The sequence below is a fragment of the Luteibacter sp. ME-Dv--P-043b genome, from assembly GCF_030209605.1.
Lineage (GTDB): Bacteria > Pseudomonadota > Gammaproteobacteria > Xanthomonadales > Rhodanobacteraceae > Luteibacter.
The window spans coordinates 41381-60175 of the sequence record NZ_JARVRT010000037.1 but is presented as its reverse complement, the minus strand read 5'-3'; the positions used below and the strand labels follow the sequence as shown (position 1 = coordinate 60175).

21 protein-coding genes are annotated in these 18795 nt (G+C 67.3%); 5 read left to right on the top strand and 16 right to left on the bottom strand.

Translation table 11 applies throughout. The annotated features are described in order from the left end of the window. Nucleotides 1-64: 64 nt before the first annotated feature. From ptsP to QRN34_RS16940, 12 genes are all read right to left on the bottom strand, one after another. Nucleotides 65-1819 carry a phosphoenolpyruvate--protein phosphotransferase gene (gene ptsP / locus QRN34_RS16995; RefSeq protein ID WP_285406312.1) on the bottom strand — a complete coding sequence of 585 codons (1755 nt, stop codon included), beginning with the start codon at nucleotides 1817-1819 and terminating at the stop codon, nucleotides 65-67. A 35-nt stretch (nucleotides 1820-1854) separates the two neighbouring features. Continuing rightward, entirely contained in the window at nucleotides 1855-2124 is a 270-nt protein-coding gene (locus tag QRN34_RS16990; protein ID WP_285406310.1) for an HPr family phosphocarrier protein, read from the bottom strand. Next, nucleotides 2117-2509 carry a PTS fructose IIA subunit family protein gene (locus QRN34_RS16985; protein WP_345782914.1) on the bottom strand — a complete coding sequence of 131 codons (393 nt, stop codon included), beginning with the start codon at nucleotides 2507-2509 and terminating at the stop codon, nucleotides 2117-2119. Before QRN34_RS16985 ends, QRN34_RS16990 begins: the two co-directional genes overlap by 8 nt. Before the next feature lie 39 nt (nucleotides 2510-2548). Continuing rightward, on the bottom strand, nucleotides 2549-3445 hold the full coding sequence (gene rapZ, locus QRN34_RS16980) for an RNase adapter RapZ (protein WP_036143939.1): 897 nt from the start codon (nucleotides 3443-3445) through the stop codon (nucleotides 2549-2551). 5 nt (nucleotides 3446-3450) lie between these two features. Then, entirely contained in the window at nucleotides 3451-4401 is a 951-nt protein-coding gene (gene hprK, locus QRN34_RS16975; protein ID WP_036140024.1) for an HPr(Ser) kinase/phosphatase, read from the bottom strand. A 119-nt stretch (nucleotides 4402-4520) separates the two neighbouring features. Further along, nucleotides 4521-4874: a ribosome-associated translation inhibitor RaiA gene (gene raiA / locus QRN34_RS16970; RefSeq protein ID WP_285406307.1), complete on the bottom strand. Its 354-nt coding sequence runs from the start codon at nucleotides 4872-4874 to the stop codon at nucleotides 4521-4523. A gap of 122 nt (nucleotides 4875-4996) precedes the next feature. Further along, nucleotides 4997-6487 (bottom strand): RNA polymerase factor sigma-54, encoded by a 1491-nt coding sequence (locus tag QRN34_RS16965; protein WP_285406306.1) that lies wholly within the window; start codon nucleotides 6485-6487, stop codon nucleotides 4997-4999. 111 nt (nucleotides 6488-6598) lie between these two features. Next, the gene (gene lptB, locus QRN34_RS16960) at nucleotides 6599-7318 is read right to left on the bottom strand and encodes an LPS export ABC transporter ATP-binding protein (RefSeq protein ID WP_036140027.1); all 720 of its coding nucleotides are present in this window, start codon (nucleotides 7316-7318) and stop codon (nucleotides 6599-6601) included. A gap of 4 nt (nucleotides 7319-7322) precedes the next feature. Beyond that, nucleotides 7323-7904 carry a lipopolysaccharide transport periplasmic protein LptA gene (gene lptA / locus QRN34_RS16955; RefSeq protein ID WP_036140028.1) on the bottom strand — a complete coding sequence of 194 codons (582 nt, stop codon included), beginning with the start codon at nucleotides 7902-7904 and terminating at the stop codon, nucleotides 7323-7325. Further along, nucleotides 7867-8466, bottom strand: coding sequence for an LPS export ABC transporter periplasmic protein LptC (gene lptC, locus QRN34_RS16950; protein ID WP_051938635.1), 600 nt, complete (start codon nucleotides 8464-8466; stop codon nucleotides 7867-7869). Before lptC ends, lptA begins: the two co-directional genes overlap by 38 nt. Further along, entirely contained in the window at nucleotides 8463-9011 is a 549-nt protein-coding gene (locus QRN34_RS16945; protein WP_285406304.1) for an HAD family hydrolase, read from the bottom strand. The genes lptC and QRN34_RS16945 overlap by 4 nt, the downstream gene beginning before the upstream one ends. A gap of 54 nt (nucleotides 9012-9065) precedes the next feature. Further along, on the bottom strand, nucleotides 9066-10079 hold the full coding sequence (locus QRN34_RS16940) for a KpsF/GutQ family sugar-phosphate isomerase (RefSeq protein WP_036140031.1): 1014 nt from the start codon (nucleotides 10077-10079) through the stop codon (nucleotides 9066-9068). Nucleotides 10080-10251: 172 nt separating this feature from the next. Between QRN34_RS16940 and QRN34_RS16935 the strand changes: the two genes are divergently transcribed. Continuing rightward, nucleotides 10252-10491 (top strand): BolA/IbaG family iron-sulfur metabolism protein, encoded by a 240-nt coding sequence (locus QRN34_RS16935; RefSeq protein WP_036140032.1) that lies wholly within the window; start codon nucleotides 10252-10254, stop codon nucleotides 10489-10491. Nucleotides 10492-10548: 57 nt separating this feature from the next. Next, nucleotides 10549-11808, top strand: coding sequence for a UDP-N-acetylglucosamine 1-carboxyvinyltransferase (gene murA / locus QRN34_RS16930; RefSeq protein WP_036140033.1), 1260 nt, complete (start codon nucleotides 10549-10551; stop codon nucleotides 11806-11808). A 175-nt stretch (nucleotides 11809-11983) separates the two neighbouring features. Here the strand turns inward: murA and QRN34_RS16925 are convergent, their stop codons facing one another. From QRN34_RS16925 to purM, 3 genes are all read right to left on the bottom strand, one after another. Beyond that, on the bottom strand, nucleotides 11984-12682 hold the full coding sequence (locus tag QRN34_RS16925) for a DUF3108 domain-containing protein (protein WP_285406302.1): 699 nt from the start codon (nucleotides 12680-12682) through the stop codon (nucleotides 11984-11986). Nucleotides 12683-13071: 389 nt separating this feature from the next. Beyond that, entirely contained in the window at nucleotides 13072-13713 is a 642-nt protein-coding gene (purN, locus tag QRN34_RS16920) for a phosphoribosylglycinamide formyltransferase (protein WP_285406301.1), read from the bottom strand. A gap of 7 nt (nucleotides 13714-13720) precedes the next feature. Further along, complete coding sequence (purM, locus tag QRN34_RS16915) at nucleotides 13721-14758, bottom strand: phosphoribosylformylglycinamidine cyclo-ligase (protein ID WP_285406299.1); 1038 nt, start codon at nucleotides 14756-14758, stop codon at nucleotides 13721-13723. A 137-nt stretch (nucleotides 14759-14895) separates the two neighbouring features. Between purM and QRN34_RS16910 the strand changes: the two genes are divergently transcribed. Genes QRN34_RS16910 through hda form a run of 3 tightly spaced genes read left to right on the top strand, consistent with a single transcriptional unit; the run spans nucleotide 14896 to nucleotide 17745 of the window. After that, nucleotides 14896-15882: a DUF2066 domain-containing protein gene (locus QRN34_RS16910; protein ID WP_285406298.1), complete on the top strand. Its 987-nt coding sequence runs from the start codon at nucleotides 14896-14898 to the stop codon at nucleotides 15880-15882. Nucleotides 15883-15886: 4 nt separating this feature from the next. After that, on the top strand, nucleotides 15887-17053 hold the full coding sequence (locus tag QRN34_RS16905) for an AI-2E family transporter (protein ID WP_285406294.1): 1167 nt from the start codon (nucleotides 15887-15889) through the stop codon (nucleotides 17051-17053). After that, a complete protein-coding gene (gene hda, locus QRN34_RS16900) occupies nucleotides 17050-17745 on the top strand; it encodes a DnaA regulatory inactivator Hda (protein ID WP_285406291.1) in 696 nt (231 codons plus the stop codon). Before QRN34_RS16905 ends, hda begins: the two co-directional genes overlap by 4 nt. Here hda and QRN34_RS16895 read toward each other — a convergent pair. Then, nucleotides 17742-18767 (bottom strand): metallophosphoesterase, encoded by a 1026-nt coding sequence (locus QRN34_RS16895; RefSeq protein ID WP_285406288.1) that lies wholly within the window; start codon nucleotides 18765-18767, stop codon nucleotides 17742-17744. The two genes, hda and QRN34_RS16895, sit on opposite strands and share 4 nt — an antisense overlap. Nucleotides 18768-18795: the final 28 nt, after the last annotated feature.

Sequence of the window (18795 nt, the reverse complement as noted above, 5' to 3'; positions counted from 1 at the left end):
GTGTCAGACACGGTCGGTCATGATGCCGGGCGTGGTATCGGACGCGCCGCCGGTCGTTGCGTCGTCAGTCTGACGGGCAGGCGTCCTGCAATGCCTCGACTTCGAGCAACCTCGCCTCGACCTCATCGCGTGTGTGCGCGCGGAACAACTGCGGCGCGGCGCGACGCAGGGCACGGCAGTCCAGCTGCGTGAGCCGGTCGCGCACCTGGAGCAGCTGGCCGGGATGCATGCTGAATTCTTCCAGGCCCATCGCCAGGAGCAGGGCGGTGAAGCGTGTGTCGCCGGCGATCTCGCCGCACAGGCTGACGGGCTTCTTCGCCCGGCGCGCGCTGGCGATGACGTGGGCGATCAGTCTCAGGAAGGCCGGCTGCAAGGGATCGTAGATGCCTTCCAGGGCGTCGTTGTTGCGGTCCGCGGCCAGCACGTACTGGGCGAGGTCGTTGGTGCCGATGGCCAGGAAGTCGGCCTTCTCGAGGATGGAGGTGACCCCGATGGCGGCGGCCGGTACCTCAATCATGGCGCCCAGGTCGATCCGTTCGGGCAGTTCGTGGCCGGCACGGGCCAGGTCCTCACGCGCCTTCTTGACCAGCCGGCGCACCTCGGTCATCTCGCCCAGGTGCGTGATCATCGGCACGAGGATACGCACGGGGCCATAGCAGGCCGCGCGCAGGATGGCGCGCAGCTGCACGCTGAAAATGTCGGGATAGCGCAGCGAGAGGCGCACGCCACGCACGCCCAGGGCCGGGTTGTCCTCGCCGCGGATGGCCAGGCCGGCCGAATCCGCCTTGTCGGCGCCCAGGTCCAGCGTGCGGATGGTGACGGGCAAGCCACCCATGCCGAGTACCACGTCACGGTAGGCGACGAACTGTTCCTCCTCGGAGGGCAGGCCACGCTGGCGCAGGAACAGGAATTCGGAGCGGTACAGGCCGACGCCATCGGCGCCGCGGGAACGGGCGAGGGTGACGTCGCTGGTCAGCTCCGCGTTGGCATAGAGCCGCACGTGGGCGCCATCGCGGGTATGTGTCGGCGCGGTGGCCAGCGCGGCCAGACGCCGGCCTTCCGCAGCGGCCTGGCGTTGCCATTGCCGGTAGCGGGCGAGGTCCTGCGCGGTGGGATGGACGATGACCTCGCCGTGCTCGGCGTCGATCAGCACCAGGTCGTCGTCGTTGATCGTCGCCAGCGCGTCCTTGGTCCCGACCACCATGGGCAGGTTGAAGCTGCGCGCCAGGATGGCGCTGTGCGAATAGATGCTGCCGGCGCTGGCGATGACGCCGAGCATGCCCTGGCCCGCCATGCTCGCCATGTCGGCCGGCGCGACGGTGTCGCTGACGATGATCTCGCCGACGCGCGCGGCCAGCTTGCGTTCCTCGCGGCTGGACTGCTGGAGCAGCGCGGACATCACCCGCCCGATGACCTGGTCGATGTCTTCGCCGCGGCTCTTCAGGTAGGGGTCGTTCATCGCATCGAACACGGCTGCGAGGCGATCGCGCTGCATCTTGAGCGCGGCGCTGGCCGTGTAGTGGCCGACGGATACCAGTTCGTCCAGGCCGCGCAGCAGTTCCTGGTCGTCCAGCAGGAGGCTGTGGGCGTCGATGAAGTCGCCGACCTCGCGGGCGAGCGCGCCGTGCAGCTTGCCGCGCAGTTCGCGCAGTTCCGTACGCGCGCTGTCGATCGCCTTGTGCAGGCGCTCGATTTCCGGGGCGACTTCGGTGTCCTCGAGCATTCGCGTGTCGACGGCGTAGATGCTCGGCTGGACCAGGCGCGCACGACCCAGGGCCATGCCCCGGGCGGCTTGCGTACCGGTCAGCAGGTACCTCATGGGGGGCTGGCGCTATGAGCGTGATGGGTCATGGATCAGGCGCCTTCGTCGAACTTGCGGTCGAAGAGGTCGACAACGGCGGCCAGCGCGGCCTCCGCGTCGTCGCCTTCGGCGCGCACGGTGAGCGACGTGCCCATGCCGGCGGCCAGCATCATCACGCCCATGATGCTCTGCGCGTTCACTTCACGGCCCTTGCTGATCAGCCAGACCGTGGACTTGAAGCCCGCCACCAGTTGCACGAGCTTGGCGGAGGCACGCGCGTGCAGGCCCAGCCGGTTGGATACCACGATGTCCCGTTCAAGCATGGTCGATGAAGATCCCGCCGCGACCGCCGCTGGCCGCTATCTCGGCCAGTTCGGTCAGCGATTTTTCCGAATAGTTGAGTACGCGCAGCAGCATGGGCAGGTTGAGCCCCGATACGCAGCGGAGGTGGACGCCCAGTTCGCTCAGCGACAAGCCGATATTGCACGGCGTGGCGCCGTAGAGGTCGGCCAGCACCAGTACACCGTCGCCGTGGTCGAGGTCGCGGGCGTGCTTGGCGGTGAGCGTGCGCATGATGTCCGGATCGGAGCTGGGCGGGACTTCGACCGCGTCGACGTCCATGGGCAGCTTGGGCATGACGTGGCGGGCAGCCGAGATCAGCGCCTTGCCGACGGCTTCGTGGGTCATGAGGAGCACACCGACGCTCATGGCCCGGGTACTCGCACTGGCTTGGGCTGGGTCATGGGGTCACTCGAGTTCGCGATGGAAGGTAAGTACGTTGCCGCGTTCCGAGCGGAAATGCTGGGCCAGCTTCTCGACCATGTAGACCGAGCGATGGCGGCCCCCTGTGCAGCCGATGGACACCGTGACATAGCTGCGGTCCTCACCTTCGAAGCGTGGCAGCCAGGTGTCTAGCCAACGGGCGACGTCGGCATAGTACTCGCCCACGAGTGGATTGGCGTCGAGGAATTCGCGCACCGGCAGGTCGCGGCCGGAAAACGGCCGCAGGCGAGGATCCCAGTGGGGGTTGGGCAGGCAGCGGGCGTCGAAGACGAAATCGGCATCCGACGGCAGTCCGCGGCGGTAGGCGAAGGACTCGAACAGCAGGGTGGTGCCGTCCGAGGCGGCCGCGTAGCCCGTGGCGAACAGGCGGCGCAGCTGGTGGACGTTGAGGTCGCTGGAATCGATGACCTTTTCGGCGATGGACACGAGCGGGCGCAGCAGGCGCCGTTCTTCCGCGATGGAATCGGCCAGCGAGCGTTTTTCCGCCGCCAGCGGGTGGCGGCGGCGTGTTTCCGAATAACGCTTGATGAGGACGTCGTCGCGGCTGTCGAGGAAGATCAGGTGCACGTGCACGCCGGCCGTGGACAGCTCGGAAAGCACATGGGGCATGCGCGAGAGATCGATGCGGCGATTGCGCACGTCCACCCCGACAGCGATGCGTCGGCGCGGACCGTGCTCGCCCTGGCTGACGGCGGCGACCAGCTGGGGGATCAGTTCCGCCGGCATGTTGTCGACGCAGTAGAACTCGAGGTCCTCCAGCGCGCGCAGGGCGACGGTCTTGCCGCCCCCGGACATGCCCGTGAGCACCACGAGGTGGATGCCTTCTGGCTCGACGATGGGGCTCATGACGTCCTCGTTCATCTCGGTCACCACGGCGGTAGTCGGCGCATCTGGTGCGCCTGGCGGTCGATGAAGGTCTGTGCCGGATCGATGCCCTTGCTCTTGAGCACGTGGTTGCGCACGGCGGCTTCGACCAGCACGGCAAGGTTGCGGCCCGGCGCGACCGGGATGGTGATCTTGGGGACGTCCACGTCCAGCACGTTGCGCCGGCTGACATCGCCAGTGAGACGGGTCATGCCGTCGATGTCCTCGCCGGAGGTGAGCGGCTTGAGGTGGACGACCAGGCGCAGGTATTTGGAGGGCTTGACTGCCGTGTGGCCGAACATCTCGCGGATGTTGAGCACGCCCAGGCCGCGGACCTCGAGCAGGTCCTGCAGGAGTTCGGGGCAGGCGCCGTCGATCACGTCCGGAGCGATCAGCGTGAACTCGGTGGCGTCGTCCGCCACCAGCCGGTGGCCGCGGCTGATCAACTCGAGGGCGAGCTCGCTCTTGCCCGAGCCGGGCTCACCGGTGATGAGCACGCCGATGGAGAAGACCTCGAGGAAGACGCCGTGAAGGGTGACGCGGGGCGCCAGCGTGCGGGCCAGGTGGTACTGAAGGTAGGTGAGCAGCTCATGGCCGCGCTTGGTGCTCTGCCAGAGCGGGGTGTCGGTTTCTTCCGCGACCTCGCGAAGGTCGGGGGGGATCGACTGGTCTTTCGTGACGATCAGCGCGGCCGGCTGGTAGGCGGCGATCTTGTGGATCACTTCCCAGCGCTGGCGCGACTCCAGCCCGTCGAGGAAATTGAGCTCCTCGGTGCCGATGATCTGGATCTTGTTGGGATAGATGACGTTGAGGTAGCCGACCAGCGAGGGCCGGCGGCTCTGCTTGGCGTTGGGCTCGAGCACGCGTGACTCACCGCGCATGCCCGCGGCCCAGCGCAGCGCCATGCGGTCGTAAACGCCGTCGAAGAGTTGTCTGGCGGTGAGCCGGTCCACGCGTGAGATCCCTTTGGATGGCAAGACCGGCGCGAAAACGCCGGCCAGGGGGCTATTGTGCCATCAAACGCGCGGTGGCTTGCCCGGCGGCGCCTGAGGGCGGCCGCCGGGCGATGGGGTCAGCTGGTGCTGGCGACGCGCGCGTCGCGGCCTTCGCTGTTGTGGTGATCCTTCAGTTTTTCCTTGTGCTTGCGCAGCTGGTCGGCCAGTTTGCCGATCATGGCGTCGATGGCCGAGTACAGGGTGTCACCCTTGTTGTCGTCTTCGAGGCGGGCAATCCCTTCGGCATGCAGGCGGGTGCCGGCGCAGTGCAGGGTGCCACCGGCCTTGTGTTCGTTCTTGTCGACGGAAAGAACCACGTCGAGGGCTTTGATGTTGTCGAAAAGGCGTTCGAAGCGGCTGACTTGCTGCTCCACGCGCTCGCGCAGGGCGGGGGTGATATGGATGTGCTGGCCGCTGATCTGGATTTGCATGACGCCTCCTTCTTGCTGAGGGTGTCGCCGTGGGGCGACAAGATCGGAACGACGGGGGTGCCGTTCCTCAAGCCTGAACTCCTGGGACCGTGGCGCGCCGATGGGGTTCCCCCCGATGTTTCTCAACTTGCGCGTACGCGTTCACTGGAGCTGGGAATGCGCATCGCTTCCCGGTACTTGGCCACCGTACGGCGAGCGACCTGAATGCCGCGTCGATGGAGTTCTTCGGCCAGCGCCTGGTCGGACAGCGGGCGCCGGGCGTCTTCGGCCGTGATCAGCTTGCGCAGCATGGCCTGGATGGCCGTGGCCGAGGCGCTGCCGCCGTCTTCGGTAGAGACGCCGCTGGAAAAGAAGTGTTTCAGCTCGAAGGTGCCGCGCGGGGTGTGCATGTATTTGCGCGTGGTGACCCGGGAAATGGTCGATTCGTGCATGCCCACCTCTTCGGCCACCTCGCGCAGCACCAGGGGATGCATGGCTTCCGGGCCGTAATCGAGGAAGGCGCTCTGCCGGCGGACGATGACCTCGGCGACCTTGGTCAGGGTTTCCGCACGGGATTGCAGGCTTTTCAGCAGCCAACGGGCCTCCTGCAACTGGCCCTTCATCCAGGTGGCGTCGTCGCCGCGTGCCCGGGCGATCAGGTTGCAGTAATGCTGGTTGAGACCCAGCCGCGGCTGGGAGTCGGGATTCAGGCTGACGTGCCAACGTCCTCCCTCGCGCCGGGCATACACGTCGGGTGCGACATATTCCACGGGGGTGGCATCCAGGGCCGCGCCGGGACGCGGATCGAGGCTGCGGATGAGGGCGGCGGCCGCGGCGACGTCGGCCTCGGCGGCCTTCAGCTTGCGGGCGATCCGGACGCTGTCGTTGCGGGCCAGCAGTTCCAGTTCCTCGTTGACGATGCGGATCGCCAGGTCGCGATACGGCGTTTCCGCCGCGAACTGGGATAACTGGCAGAGCAGGCAGTCGCGCAGGTCGAGGCTGGCGATGCCGGTGGGATCGAAGCGCTGCACGCGCTGGCGCACGGCTTCGATCTCGCCGGCGCCCGGTCGCAGCTCGGCGGGCAGGGCGGCTTCCACCGCCTCCACGCCATCACGCAGGTAGCCGTCCTCATCCAGCGCGTGGATGATCGCCGTGGCGATCGCGTGGTCGCGGGGCGAGAACTGGGACAGGTTGAGCTGCCACTCGAGGTGTTGCTGCAGGCTCTGTGGCGCGGCGTTCTGCGGTTCGAAGCCGTCCTCGTCACCCCCGCCGCTGGCTCGCGAGGAGGCGCTGCCACCGTAGTCGCTCGCCTCGCCGTGGAAGCGGTCGTCCTCCCATTCCGGCGCGAGTTCTTCGGACGGGGTGGCGGTGGACTCGTCGTCCTTGGCGGACTTGGGGGTTTCCTGGCGGGACGGGTAGTCGTTATCGAAGTCCGGCCCGTCCGTGGACTCGCCGTCCGGATCGGCTTCCGCCTCGGCATCCTCGGCGAACTCGAGCAGCGGGTTGCCTTCGGCAATCTGGCGGAGCTCCGCTTCGAGCTCCAGCTGCGACAACTGCAGCAGGCGGATGGCCTGCTGCAGCTGGGGCGTCAGCGTGAGCTGCTGGTTGAGGCGAAACTGGAGTCCGGGTTTCATGCCTGCGATGCGTTAGGGGTTCAATGGCATCCTAACCCCATGCGACGTGCACAACCAGCATCCGCGCAGGCCGGACGTTCCGGCCGAATTCGCGTCACGCCCAGGCGTGGATCAGATCCGGAATTCACGTCCCAGGTACACCTCACGGACCTTCTCGTCGGCGAGGATGTGCTGCGGCGTGCCGCGGGCGAGCACCTCGCCGTCGTTGAGGATGTAGGCGCGGTCGCAGATGCCCAGGGTCTCGCGGACATTGTGGTCGGTGATGAGCACGCCGATGCCGCGTTCCTTCAGGTGACGGACGATGCGCTGGATCTCGCCCACGGAGATGGGATCGACGCCCGCGAACGGTTCATCCAGCAGCATGTAGCGCGGCCGTGCGGCGAGGGCGCGGGCGATCTCGACACGGCGACGCTCGCCACCGGACAGGCTGATGCCTTTCTGGTCGGCGATGTGGGCGATCTTGAGTTCGTCTAGCAGGCTGTCCAGTTCGTCGTCGCGCTGCTTCTGGGTCATGCCCTCGCGCAGTTCCAGCACCGCCATGATGTTGTCCGACACGCTGAGCCGGCGGAACACCGACGCTTCCTGGGGCAGGTAGCCGATGCCCAGCTTGGCGCGCGCGTGCATCGGCAGGCCGGTGATGTCCTTCTCGTCGAGCTTGATCACGCCGGCGTCGGCCTGGATGAGGCCGACCACCATGTAGAAGCAGGTGGTCTTGCCGGCACCGTTGGGACCGAGCAGGCCGACGACCTCGCCTTCGCTGATGGAAAAAGCGAAGTCGCGAACCACCTTGCGGGCGCGGAAACGCTTTTGCAGGCCTTGGGCTGAAAGCATCGGGTCAGGGCTTCTTCGGGGTGGGGGCGGGCGTGGCCGGCTTCGCGGGCGCGGCGCCCGGCGGCGGGTTCTTCGGCTGGAAGGTCATGTGCACGGGGGCGCCGCCGGAGCTTTCGCCGGTCATCGTGCTGTCCTTCGTGTTGTACGTGAGCTTGTCGCCTTCGGCGCTGCCCTTCACCGGCTGCTTGACCTTCGCGTTGCCCGTGAGCACGGCGTAGTCCTGGTCGACCTTGTAGTCGATGTTCAGGGCCTGGCCGTCCATCGGGTTGTCATCGTCGTCCAACTGGTGGATGGTGGCCGGCTTGCCGTCGACGATGATGCGCGTGATCGAGTTGTTGGCGTCGAGGAAACCCGTCGCCTTGTCGCCGGTGATCTTCAGCGTGCCCTGGGTGATCACCACGCTGCCCGTCCAGATGACCTTGCCGTTGGGCTGCTGCGAGCCGTCGAAGGATTTGGAATCGACGTTGGCCGGCTGCTGGCGGTCGGACTGCTTGGCGGCCACGGGCAGGCTGGCCACCAGCGCCAGTCCGAGCACCGCGAGGAGGGCCTTAGCGCTTGGCGGGCAGGTACGTGCTGTGGACTGCATCGAGGAGCTCCAGGTGCTTGGTATCGAGATTGGCGCGCATGCCAACGCCATTCATTGTAGAGGTTCCCTGGACGATCCGGGCTGCCTCGGCCGTCTCCAGGCGGTTCTCCTTGGGCCACGCGGTGACCTCGGAGGTGTCGATGCTGGCCGGCGGCGTCTGCGCGAAGGCCACGCGGTCCATGTGGACCTTGCCCTGCAGTTTCAGCACGGTGCCATCCTTGTTGACCCAGCCGTACTGCGAATGGCCCTTCCACGGCGGCACGTCCACTTCCTTGGTGGACGGCAGCACGAAGTCGGGCGCGTTGATATAGAGCGAATCGTCACCCTCGCGCCGCTCGAGGTGCGGGGCGATGAGGGTGAAGGCCAACTTGCCCTGCTCGTTGTAGGAGTCCAGGTCGAAGTTGGTCAGCACGTAGCCCGAGCGCGGTGGGCCGACGAAATCCTGCAGTTTCTTCTGCGGTGCCACCCAGTAATACAGCAGCACGCTGGCGCCCAGCGCCACGACGAGGATGCCGGCGATGCCACCGGCGCTGCGATCCTTGAGCAGGTTGAGTGCGCTCACTGCCAGCGATCCCGTTCGGCTTCGGCCTTGCCCTGGGCGGCAAGGATCATGTCGGCGACTTCGCGGGCGGCGCCGTAACCACCGGACAGGCGGGTACGCCAGTGGGCGCGCTCCGCCACCCAGGGGTGGGCATTGGCCACGGCGACCGACAGCCCGGCGATGCCCATGGCTGGCAGGTCGGGGAGGTCGTCGCCGACGAAGGCGGCCTGCTCCGGCGTCAGGCGCAGGGCGCTGAGCAGCTCGTTGAGGCAGGCGCGCTTGTCCTTCTGGCCCTGGTAGACGTGCGGGATGCCCAGCTCCTCGGCGCGCAGGGAGACCGGATGGCTGATCCGCGCGGTGATGATCGCGACCTTGATGCCGTTTTCCTGCAGGCGCTTCAGGCCGAGGCCGTCATGCACGTGGAAAACCTTGGTTTCGCGACCGTCCTCGCCGTACCAGAGGCGACCGTCGGTCAGCGTGCCATCCACGTCGAAGACGACGATGCGCACGCGGGCCGCACGTTCGGCGATATCGGCGGGAATGTCGGTGTAATGCGTATAGGCCATGGGATCGATATGGGGACGAAAGGGCGCGTCGGGGAGCCGCGCCGGGTCCGGTCGTCAGACGACGCGGGCGCGAAGCAGGTCGTGGATGTTCAGCGCGCCGACCACCTTGCCGGAGGGGTCGGTGACCAGCAGCGCGTTGATCTGGTGTTTTTCCATCAGCTGGGCCGCCTCGACGGCCAGCTTGTCCGAGCCGATGGTCTTCGGGCCGCGGGTCATCAGTTCGCCCACGGTGGCGCCGCGCAGGTCCACATCGTCGTCGTCGAGCGCGCGGCGAAGATCGCCGTCGGTGAACACGCCGAGCAGGTGGCCCTCGCCGTCGATCACCGCAGTCATGCCCAGGTGCTTGCGGGTCATTTCCACCAGCGCCTCGCTGACCGAGGCGTCCACGCCGATGCGCGGCACGTCGTCACCGGTATGCATGACATCGGCGATGTGCAGCAACAGGCGGCGCCCGAGGCTGCCGGCCGGATGCGAACGGGCGAAGTCGTCCGAGGTGAAGCCACGGGCCTCGAGCAGGGCCACGGCCAGGGCATCGCCCATGACCAGGGCGGCGGTGGTGCTGGAGGTCGGTGCAAGCCCGTGGGGACACGCCTCGGACGGCACGTTGGCGTCGATGTTGACCTCGGCCTGCCGCGCCAGCGACGACCGCGGGTTGCCCGTGATGGCGATCAAAGGTATGCCCTGGCGCTTTACCGCGGGCAGGATGAAGAGCAGTTCGTCCGTTTCCCCGGAATAGGAGATGCCCAGCAGGATGTCGTCGGGCTGGATCATGCCGAGGTCACCGTGGCTGGCCTCGGCGGGGTGGACGAAGAACGATGGGGTGCCCGTGGAGGCCAGCGTGGCGGCGATCTTGCGGGCCACGTGGCCGGACTTGCCCATGCCGGACACCACGACACGTCCCTTGCAGGCCAGGATCATCCGGCACGCCTCGACAAAGGTGGCGTCGATCTTCGTTTCCAGCGCACGGATGGCCGCGGCTTCCGTGACGATCACCGTACGGGCGCTGCGCACGACGGCTTCGACGTTCACGGCGGAATGATCGGTGGGCGGGGCGGTGCGGGCGTTCATGCGGCCTCGGGAGTCCGGGTGGTGGCTTCTGACCCGGGATGTCCATTTCTGCGACACCGGATTTCCATTACCATTACATATTCTCATTTTATCGGCGCCGCCATCGACCGGTGGTTCAGGGTCCGTTTCGGAACCCTCCCGGGCGCGGCCCACCCCCCTCATCGGAGAACCCATGGACGCTGCGCGCATCCAGGCATTGATCGAAGCCGGCCTGCCCGGTGCCAGGGTCGCCGTTCACGGCGACGACGGCGTTCATTTCGAAGCCGAAGTCGTCTCGGACCAGTTCGCCGGCAAGCTGCCGCTGGCCCGTCACCGCCTCGTCTACGCGACGCTGGGCGACCTCATGGGCGGTGCCATTCACGCCCTGGGCCTCAAAACCCTCACTCCCGACGAAGCCGCCGGCCGCCGCTGATTCCAGCGCGCCAGGCGACACGCTCGTTCTGTTTACCTTCCCAAGGCATCTCCTTCCATGGCCAAGATCCTGATCAGCGGCGGCCAGCCGCTCAACGGTGAAGTGGGCATCTCCGGCGCGAAAAACGCCGTACTGCCCATCCTCGCGTCCTGCCTGCTCGCCGACGAGCCCGTCAGCATCGGCAACGTGCCGCACCTGCACGACGTCACCACCTTCATCGAACTGCTCGGTCGCATGGGCGTGCGCGTGGTGCTGGACGATCGCATGAAGATGCACATCGACCCGCGCCCGGAAAACTCCTGTGTGGCGCCCTACGACCTGGTGCGCACCATGCGCGCCTCGATCCTGGTGCTGGGCCCGCTCGTGGCGCGCCACGGCAAGGCCGAAGTGTCGCTGCCCGGCGGCTGCGCCATCGGTTCCCGGCCGGTCGACCAGCACATCCGCGGCCTGCAGGCGCTGGGCGCCGAGGTCACCGTCGAGAACGGCTACATCAAGGCCCGCGCCGGTCGCCTGAAGGGCGCCCGCATCGTGATGGACATGGTGACCGTCACCGGCACCGAGAACATCCTGATGGCGGCGACGTTGGCTTCGGGCACCACGGTGATCGAGAACGCCGCCCAGGAGCCGGAAGTGGTCGACCTCGCCCACTGCCTGATGGCGATGGGCGCCAAGATCGACGGCGTCGGCACGTCCACGCTGATCGTCGAGGGCGTCGAGCGCCTGCACGGCGCGCACTACGAAGTGCTGCCGGATCGCATCGAGACCGGCACCTTCCTGGTCGGCGCGGCGATGACCGGCGGCAAGGTGCGCGCCCGCGGCGCGCGTGCCGACACGATGGATGCGGTGCTGCAGAAGCTGGAAGAGTCCGGCGCGCATATCAGCACCGGTCCGGACTGGATCGAGCTGGACATGGGCGGGCGCCGTCCCAAGGCGGTCAACCTGGTGACGGCGCCTTATCCCGCGTTTCCGACCGACATGCAGGCGCAGTTCACCGCGCTCAACTGCATCGCCGAAGGCGTGGGCGTCATTACGGAGACGGTGTTCGAGAACCGCTTCATGCACGCGCTGGAACTGCAGCGGCTGGGCGCCGACATCCGCCTGGAAGGCAATACCGCCATCATCACCGGCGTGCCGAAGATGACGGGTGCGCCGATCATGGCCACGGATCTGCGTGCGTCGGCCTGCCTCGTGCTGGCCGGCCTGGTCGCCGAGGGCGACACCACGGTCGACCGCGTTTACCACATCGATCGCGGCTACGAGAACATCGAGGAAAAGCTGGGCGTGCTGGGCGCGCATATCCGGCGTCTGCCGGGCTGATCCTCGCTCATCGGCGGGTCGGCGCAGTGCCCTCATGACCGCAGGAGCGCACGCTGTGCGCGACATCTTTTGAGGCTGTGCGCCGAATCCTGCGCGTCACGTCAAAAATGTCGCGTCACATGTGGAGTGTTGCGAAGGGATATCGCGCACAGCGTGCGCTCCTACGGGTCGAGGGTTATTTGCCCTCGAACCGCACCAGCTCCAGCGTCAGGTCGCCACCGTCCTTCTGCGCCAGCTTGACCGGTACCGGATATTTCGCCGGCGCATACCAGGCGTTGAAGCCGCGGTCGGCGTCGGTCCGGTCGACGCGCACGGTGTCGAACGTGCCCGCGGGCACCTTCACTTTCTCCTTGCCCGACACCTTGAACTGCTGGTTCTCCACTTCTTGCTTCACCGCGACGGGGAAACTGGCCTGCTGCTTGCCATCGCGCAATGCCACGCCCAGGGCCAGGGGCAGCGTATTGCGCTCGATCATGCCCTGCGCCGCCGGGTAGCTGAAACTCTTGCTGTTGTCCTTGACCTGCACGGTGTTGCCCTGCACGGTCATGTCGCGGGTCTTCTGCTTGAAGGACGCATCCAGCTGGTAGTGGTAGCTGACCACCTGAGGCACGGAGCCAGCCCAGGTGAACCGCGAGGTTTCCGTCGAATTGGCCCCCAGCGCCGCGGCCAGGCCCGCCGTACCCTTGGTGGTGTTCGTGTATTCGTACTGGCCGTTGCCGGCCGCTTTCAGCACGATGGTGGCCTCGCCGAGCGGACTGCCGCCCTGCAGGACGTTATAGGTAGCGGTGAAGGACTGCGGCACGCTCGCGGCGAACGCGGCGGCGGGCAGGGCGAGGGCCAGCGCGAAGCCGGCGCGGATCAGTGGGTTCTTCATGGTTCCGATTCTAGCCACGCCGGCTGAATGCGCGTCGACGCGCCCACCCGGCGAACCACAAGGCGCCCGACGCCCCATGGCCGCGCCCGACGCGCCGGTGGGGGGGGGGTAGGAGCGCACGCACGTGCGCGAACCCTCCATATCACCTACCGCGAACGAGGCCATGCCCCACACCCAAGCCGGCGTTTCCGACCGCAAAACTAAAGCCGATTGCTCTTGTGTTGTGGCCTTTGCTCTTGGCGAAAAACGCCCCGCATCTCCCTACGCACGGCCTCATTCGCGATAGGCAAGGGTGAGGGTTCGCGCACGTGCGTGCGCTCCTACGCCAAGTGCCGGGGATACGGGGTTGTACGGCTGGGGAGACGGGTTAGTCGACCAGGAATATGGGGTTAGACGGCCAGGGCAGCTGGAGTAAGCGGCGATGTCAGCGGCTGCCCGTCGAAGAGGGGCGTGCCCTGCCAGCGCAGGCGGCCCGTGGCGATGGCGCGGACGACGGCGGGCAGCAGGGTGTGTTCTTCCACCAGCAGGCGCTCGGCCAGGGAGGCTTCGCTGTCGTCCGGGCGCACGTCGATACGTGCCTGCGCCACGACGGGGCCACCGTCCAGCTCTGCCGTGACGAAATGCACGCTGGCGCCGTGCTCGGCGTCGCCCGCGTCCAGGCACTGGCGATGCGTGTGCAGGCCACGGTATTTCGGCAGCAGGGAGGGGTGGATATTGATCGCGCGGCCTTCCCAGGCAGCGACCACGGCGGCATCGATGATCCGCATGTAGCCGGCCAGCACCAGCAGGTCGGCGCCACTGTCCGCCACGTGGCCGAACAGGGCGCGGTCGAAATCGGCGCGGGTGGGAAAATCGCGCGGGTTGAGGGCGAGCGTGGGAATGCCCGCATCGCGTGCCACGGTCAACGCCCCGGCGCCGGCCTTGTCGCTGCCGACCAGGACGAACGTCACCGGAAGCCGCGCGGCGATCAGTGCGGCGAGGTTGCTGCCGCGCCCGGAAGCGAGCGCGGCGACACGCAGTGGGCGATCCACGGGCGCTTCAGGCGATGTGGACACGCTCGTCGCCGCTGGCAGCGACCACCGAGCCGATCGTCCAGGTATCGAGGCCGTGACCGGCGAGCACCGCTTTCGCCGCCTCCACCTGGTCGGCCGCGAGCAGCACGGTGAAACCGATGCCGCAGTTGAAGGTGCGCCACATTTCCTCGCGGGTGACGTTGCCTTCGCGCTGCAGCCACTGGAACACGGGCGGCAGCGGCCACGAGGCGGCGTCGATCGACAGACCGAGGCCGTCGGGTACGACGCGGATGATGTTTTCCTTCAGGCCGCCGCCGGTGATGTGGGCCATGCCGTGCACGGCCACCTTGGCGATCAGTTCGAGCATCGGCTTGACGTAGATGGTGGTCGGGGCCATCAGGGCATCCACCAGGGTCGTGCCGCCGATGTCGCTGTCCAGCGGCGAGCCCGCGCGTTCCAGGATGCGCCGGATCAGCGAGTAGCCGTTGGAGTGCGGGCCCGACGAGGCCACGCCGAGGATGACGTCGCCGGCCACGATGGACGAGCCATCGTTCATCGCGGATTTCTCGACGGCACCGACCGTGAAGCCGGCCAGGTCGTATTCGCCCGGCGGGTACATGTCCGGCATCTCGGCGGTTTCGCCACCGATCAGCGCACAGCCGGCCAGCTCGCATCCGCGGGCGATGCCGCCGACCACGGACGCTGCGGTGTCCACGTCGAGCTTGCCGGTGGCGAAATAGTCGAGGAAGAACAGCGGCTCGGCGCCCTGTACCAGCACGTCGTTGACGCACATGCCCACCAGGTCGATACCGATGGTGTCGTGGCGGCCGAGCTGGTGGGCGAGCTTGAGCTTGGTGCCCACGCCGTCGGTGCCGGAGACCAGCACCGGTTCCTTGTAACGTCCGGAAAGGTCGAACAGGCCGCCGAAGCCGCCCAGCCCGCCCATGACCTCGGGACGGAAAGTCCGCTTGACCATGGGCTTGATGCGCTCGACGAGCGCGTTGCCGGCATCGATGTCGACGCCTGCGTCGCGGTAGGTGAGGGAGCCCTGGTCGGAGGACATAAGCGGTTCCGGCGCGTATTGGAAACCGCGAATGATAACAGCAAGCGGGCACCCGGCCTTGGCCTGCACGCGCTTTGGATGGACGGCGTGCCAAGGTTTGGGCAGACTTCCCGTCTTCACAAAGCGACGCCACGACCATGCGCCCAGCCCGTCTCCTCGTCTTCCTGACGCTCCTCGTGGCCGCCTGCATCGGCCCCGCGATGGCGCAGACCTCCCTTTACACGGTGACCGTGCCCGTAGCCGACACCAGTGCGGCGGTACGTGACCAGGCCTTCGCCAACGGGCTGACCCAGGTCCTGGCGCGGGCTTCCAACGGCGCCGACCCTCGCGGCAAGCCGGGCTATGCCCAGGCGATGAAGCAGCCCGGCGGCCTGGTGCAGCAGTACCAATATGCCCGCACCGGAGGCGCCAACGGCGCCCCGCTCAGCCTGGATATCGTGTTCGATCCCGGTGCGATCCGCCGCGTGCTGGCGGTGGGCGACGCGGCCGTCGCCGCGCCCAAGGCCCCGGTACTGGTGGTTGCACGCGATGCCAGCGGCAAGCTGCTCAGCCAGCAGGACCTCCTGCCCCTGGCGCAGATGGCCGATACGCGCGGCTACCAGATCGTGGTGCCCAAGCCCGACGCCGTGCCGGACGTCAAGGCGTTGGCCGGCGGTGATCCCGCCGCGGTCGCCAACGCAGCCCGGCAGTACAACACCGGCGTCGTCCTGGTCGGTAACATCGGTGACGACCAGACCGACTGGACCCTGGTCTCGGCCGGCAAGACCACCAGCTGGAAGGACAGCGGTGAAGCCCGTGCGGCCCTGCTGAGCAATGGTGCCAACGCCATGGCCGACAAGCTGGATCGCCAGTTCGCCGCGACGCAGGGTGGCAGCACCTCGGGCAAGGTCTGGGTGTCGGGCCTGCATTCGGCGTCCGACTACGCCGGGTTGCTGGCCACGTTCCAGAACGATCCCTCGATCAAGACGGTGGCGCCGGTCGCCGCCAGTGCCGACGGCGTGCTGTTCACCGTCAATGCCGCCGCCCCGCTGGCCCGCCTGGTCGCCGGCTACGCCTCGGCTGGCCATGTGCTGGCTGCCGATCCCCACGACGGCGCCGATCTCGCCGTGCGCTGGGTGCCCTGACGCCATGACGCACGACACCTCACGCCGCTGGCAGATGCTCGCGATCATCGCGGTCATCGCCTTCCTCATCTGGCTGCTCGCCCCGGTGCTGATGCCGTTCGCCATCGCCGGCATGCTGGCCTACCTGGGCGACCCCCTGGCCGATCGCCTGCAGCGGCTGGGCATGGGTCGCGGCTGGGCGGTCAGCATCGTGTTCACCGTCATTACCCTGGTCTTCGTCGGTGTGCTGCTCCTGCTGGTGCCGTTGATCGAGCACCAGTTCGAAAACCTGTCCGAGAACCTGCCGCGCTACGTTGACTGGGTGCGAACCACGGCCCTGCCGTGGATCCAGGTGCGTCTGCATCTGGACGCCAACGTCTTCGATACCGACCGCCTGTTGGCGACCATCCGTGAGCACATCGGCTCGGTAGGCAGCATGGCCGCCGCGGCGATGACCAAGCTCACGCAGTCGGGCATGGGCGTGGTGATGTGGTTGACCAATCTCGTGCTGATCCCGGTCGTGGCGTTCTATCTGCTGCGCGACTGGGACACCATGATCGCGCACATCCAGCGCCTGCTGCCCCGTTCGATCGAGCCCACCGTGGTGCGCCTGGCGCGTGAGTCCGACCAGGTGCTGGGCGCCTTCGTCCGCGGCCAGCTGCTGGTGATGCTTGCCCTGGGCGTGTTCTACGGCCTCGGGCTGACCCTGGTCGGCATCTCGATCGGTCCGCTGATCGGCATGGTGGCCGGCCTGCTCAGCTTCGTGCCCTACCTCGGCTTCATGATCGGCTTCGTCGCGGCCCTGATCGCCGCGCTGGTGCAGTACGGCGACTGGACCCACGTGATCCTGGTCGGCGTGGTGTTCACCGTGGGCCAGCTGCTGGAAGGCTACGTGCTGGTGCCGCGCCTGGTCGGCGGCAAGATCGGCCTGCACCCGGTCGCGGTGATCTTCGCCGTACTGGCGGGCGGTCACCTGTTCGGCTTCCTCGGCGTGTTGCTGGCCCTGCCGGCTGCCTCCGTGGTGGTGGTGCTGTTGCGCTACGTGTTCGCGCGTTATCGCGAGAGCGACCTCTACATGGAACCCGCGCCGCCGGCAACGGTGGCGCACAAGCTGGATGTGGACGTGGATGTCGACGTGCGCGTGCGACCGCGGCCGGACGATCCCCTGCCGCCGGTCGATCGCGCCCCATGAGCACCCAGCTTCCTCTCGCGTTGCGCTGGCCGAGGCGCCAGCGCTTCGAGCACTTCCACGCGGGCGACAACGCGGCGGCCGTGGAGGCCGTGCGTGCGGCCGCCGTCGACGCGTCGGCGCCATGGGTGTTCGTGGCGGGGCCGCTGGGCAGCGGGCGTACGCACCTGCTGATCGCGGCCTGCCAGGCCGCCATCGATGCGGGGCGCACCGCGCAGTACCTTCCGCTGGCGGGCCTGCGCGGGCCGCGGGCCGCCGCCATCCGCGGCATGGCCGGCAGCGATGTGCTGGCCATCGACGATATCGATACGATCGCGGGCGAGGCCGATGCCGAGCACGCCTTGTTCGACACGTTCAATGGCTATCGTGCCGAAGGCTGCACGCTGCTCTTCTCGGCACTGGGTGCACCGGTGTCCCTGGACATCGCGTTGCCCGACCTTCGCTCGCGGCTGGGGTCGCTGACCCAGGCCCTGCTCAAGCCACTGGCCGATGCCCAGCGCCGTGCGGTGCTGCGCGAACAGGCCGGCGCCCGTGGCATCGAACTGGACGACGTGGTGCTGGACTGGCTGTTCGCGCACCACGCCCGCGACCTGGGCACCTTGCTCGACCTGCTGGATACCCTCGACCGCGCGTCACTCGCCGCACAGCGACGGGTGACGGTGCCGTTCCTGCGCAACCTGCTGAAGAACGACTAGAGATCGATCTCGCCGATCAGCTCGCGGTTGGCGGGCGTGTTATCCCTCACGCCGTACACCTTCAGCTGCTTCGACTCGGGCCAGTGCTCGACGATCAGGTACGTACGCTGCGAGGCCGAGCCACTGAGGAAGACCGGAATGTCGTCGGGACCACCCCTGTCGTAACGACCCATGCGTTCGTGAAGATGCCCCGCGAATATGGCAGCCACCTTGTGTCGCTTCAGCAGCTTCTGCAGGTCGTTCGACCACGAGGTACGCAGCGTGCCGGGCTGGTGGGTATGGACCAGGACCAGGTCGCTCACCCGCGGGTCGCTGTAGTCGGGCAGGTAGGTCTGGAGCCACGGCACGCTGGACGTCACCCGGTAGTGATAGCTGTAAGGACCGAAGCCCCAGTCCATGCTGGCCGAATACTCGGGAAAGTTATTCAGCTGCAGCTGGATGACGCGGTCCCAGCCATCGGCCTTGAAGGCATACGACCAGCTGCCCTGCTTGAGAATGCCACCCGAGGGGTACGGCGTCGCCCGCATGTCGAAGCCGAGCACGTTGCCGTTGGTCCGATGCCAGTGCACGTGGTGGGCGAGGTTGTCCAGTGCTTCCATGGCGCAGTAAAGCAGTTTGCACACGGCGTTGGTCAGGTTGTTCTGGTAGTCGTGATTGCCCAGGCCGTAATACAGCCCGCTGCCGAGGGTTGCGAACAATTCGCTGATCTTCTGCTGCTCGGATCGTTTGCTCTGCGAGGTAATGTCGCCGTTGACGATCACGGGGATCGATTGCCCTGGATACTGGCGGCGAAACGCATCGATGCTCCGGTATTGCTCGCGGATCAACGCTTCCGCCAGGGCCTTGTCGGCCTTGTCCGAGTGTTCGCCCGCGTCGGTGGCGGGGGTCCACGGGTATTGCGGGTCCGAGGTGACCACCATGATCCGTGGCTGTTCCGCATGGGCCGCGGCGACGGCGAAGAGCGCCGTCGCCAGCCATGAGGCGCGTGCTCCCGTTGCCCGGAACGGGCTGTTTTTTTTCATGACGACATCCTTGTTCGTTGCGTGTGTC

Bases quoted from the DNA above. Each gene is read 5' to 3' on its own strand.
- ptsP (WP_285406312.1), bottom strand. From the start codon at position 1,819: ATGAGGTACCTGCTGACCGGTACGCAAGCCGCCCGGGGCATGGCCCTG.
- QRN34_RS16990 (WP_285406310.1), bottom strand. From the start codon at position 2,124: ATGCTTGAACGGGACATCGTGGTATCCAACCGGCTGGGCCTGCACGCG.
- QRN34_RS16985 (WP_345782914.1), bottom strand. From the start codon at position 2,509: ATGAGCGTCGGTGTGCTCCTCATGACCCACGAAGCCGTCGGCAAGGCG.
- rapZ (WP_036143939.1), bottom strand. From the start codon at position 3,445: ATGAACGAGGACGTCATGAGCCCCATCGTCGAGCCAGAAGGCATCCAC.
- raiA (WP_285406307.1), bottom strand. From the start codon at position 4,874: ATGCAAATCCAGATCAGCGGCCAGCACATCCATATCACCCCCGCCCTG.
- QRN34_RS16965 (WP_285406306.1), bottom strand. From the start codon at position 6,487: ATGAAACCCGGACTCCAGTTTCGCCTCAACCAGCAGCTCACGCTGACG.
- lptB (WP_036140027.1), bottom strand. From the start codon at position 7,318: ATGCTTTCAGCCCAAGGCCTGCAAAAGCGTTTCCGCGCCCGCAAGGTG.
- lptA (WP_036140028.1), bottom strand. From the start codon at position 7,904: ATGCAGTCCACAGCACGTACCTGCCCGCCAAGCGCTAAGGCCCTCCTC.
- QRN34_RS16945 (WP_285406304.1), bottom strand. From the start codon at position 9,011: ATGGCCTATACGCATTACACCGACATTCCCGCCGATATCGCCGAACGT.
- QRN34_RS16940 (WP_036140031.1), bottom strand. From the start codon at position 10,079: ATGAACGCCCGCACCGCCCCGCCCACCGATCATTCCGCCGTGAACGTC.
- QRN34_RS16935 (WP_036140032.1), top strand. From the start codon at position 10,252: ATGGACGCTGCGCGCATCCAGGCATTGATCGAAGCCGGCCTGCCCGGT.
- murA (WP_036140033.1), top strand. From the start codon at position 10,549: ATGGCCAAGATCCTGATCAGCGGCGGCCAGCCGCTCAACGGTGAAGTG.
- QRN34_RS16925 (WP_285406302.1), bottom strand. From the start codon at position 12,682: ATGAAGAACCCACTGATCCGCGCCGGCTTCGCGCTGGCCCTCGCCCTG.
- purM (WP_285406299.1), bottom strand. From the start codon at position 14,758: ATGTCCTCCGACCAGGGCTCCCTCACCTACCGCGACGCAGGCGTCGAC.
- QRN34_RS16910 (WP_285406298.1), top strand. From the start codon at position 14,896: ATGCGCCCAGCCCGTCTCCTCGTCTTCCTGACGCTCCTCGTGGCCGCC.
- QRN34_RS16905 (WP_285406294.1), top strand. From the start codon at position 15,887: ATGACGCACGACACCTCACGCCGCTGGCAGATGCTCGCGATCATCGCG.
- hda (WP_285406291.1), top strand. From the start codon at position 17,050: ATGAGCACCCAGCTTCCTCTCGCGTTGCGCTGGCCGAGGCGCCAGCGC.
- QRN34_RS16895 (WP_285406288.1), bottom strand. From the start codon at position 18,767: ATGAAAAAAAACAGCCCGTTCCGGGCAACGGGAGCACGCGCCTCATGG.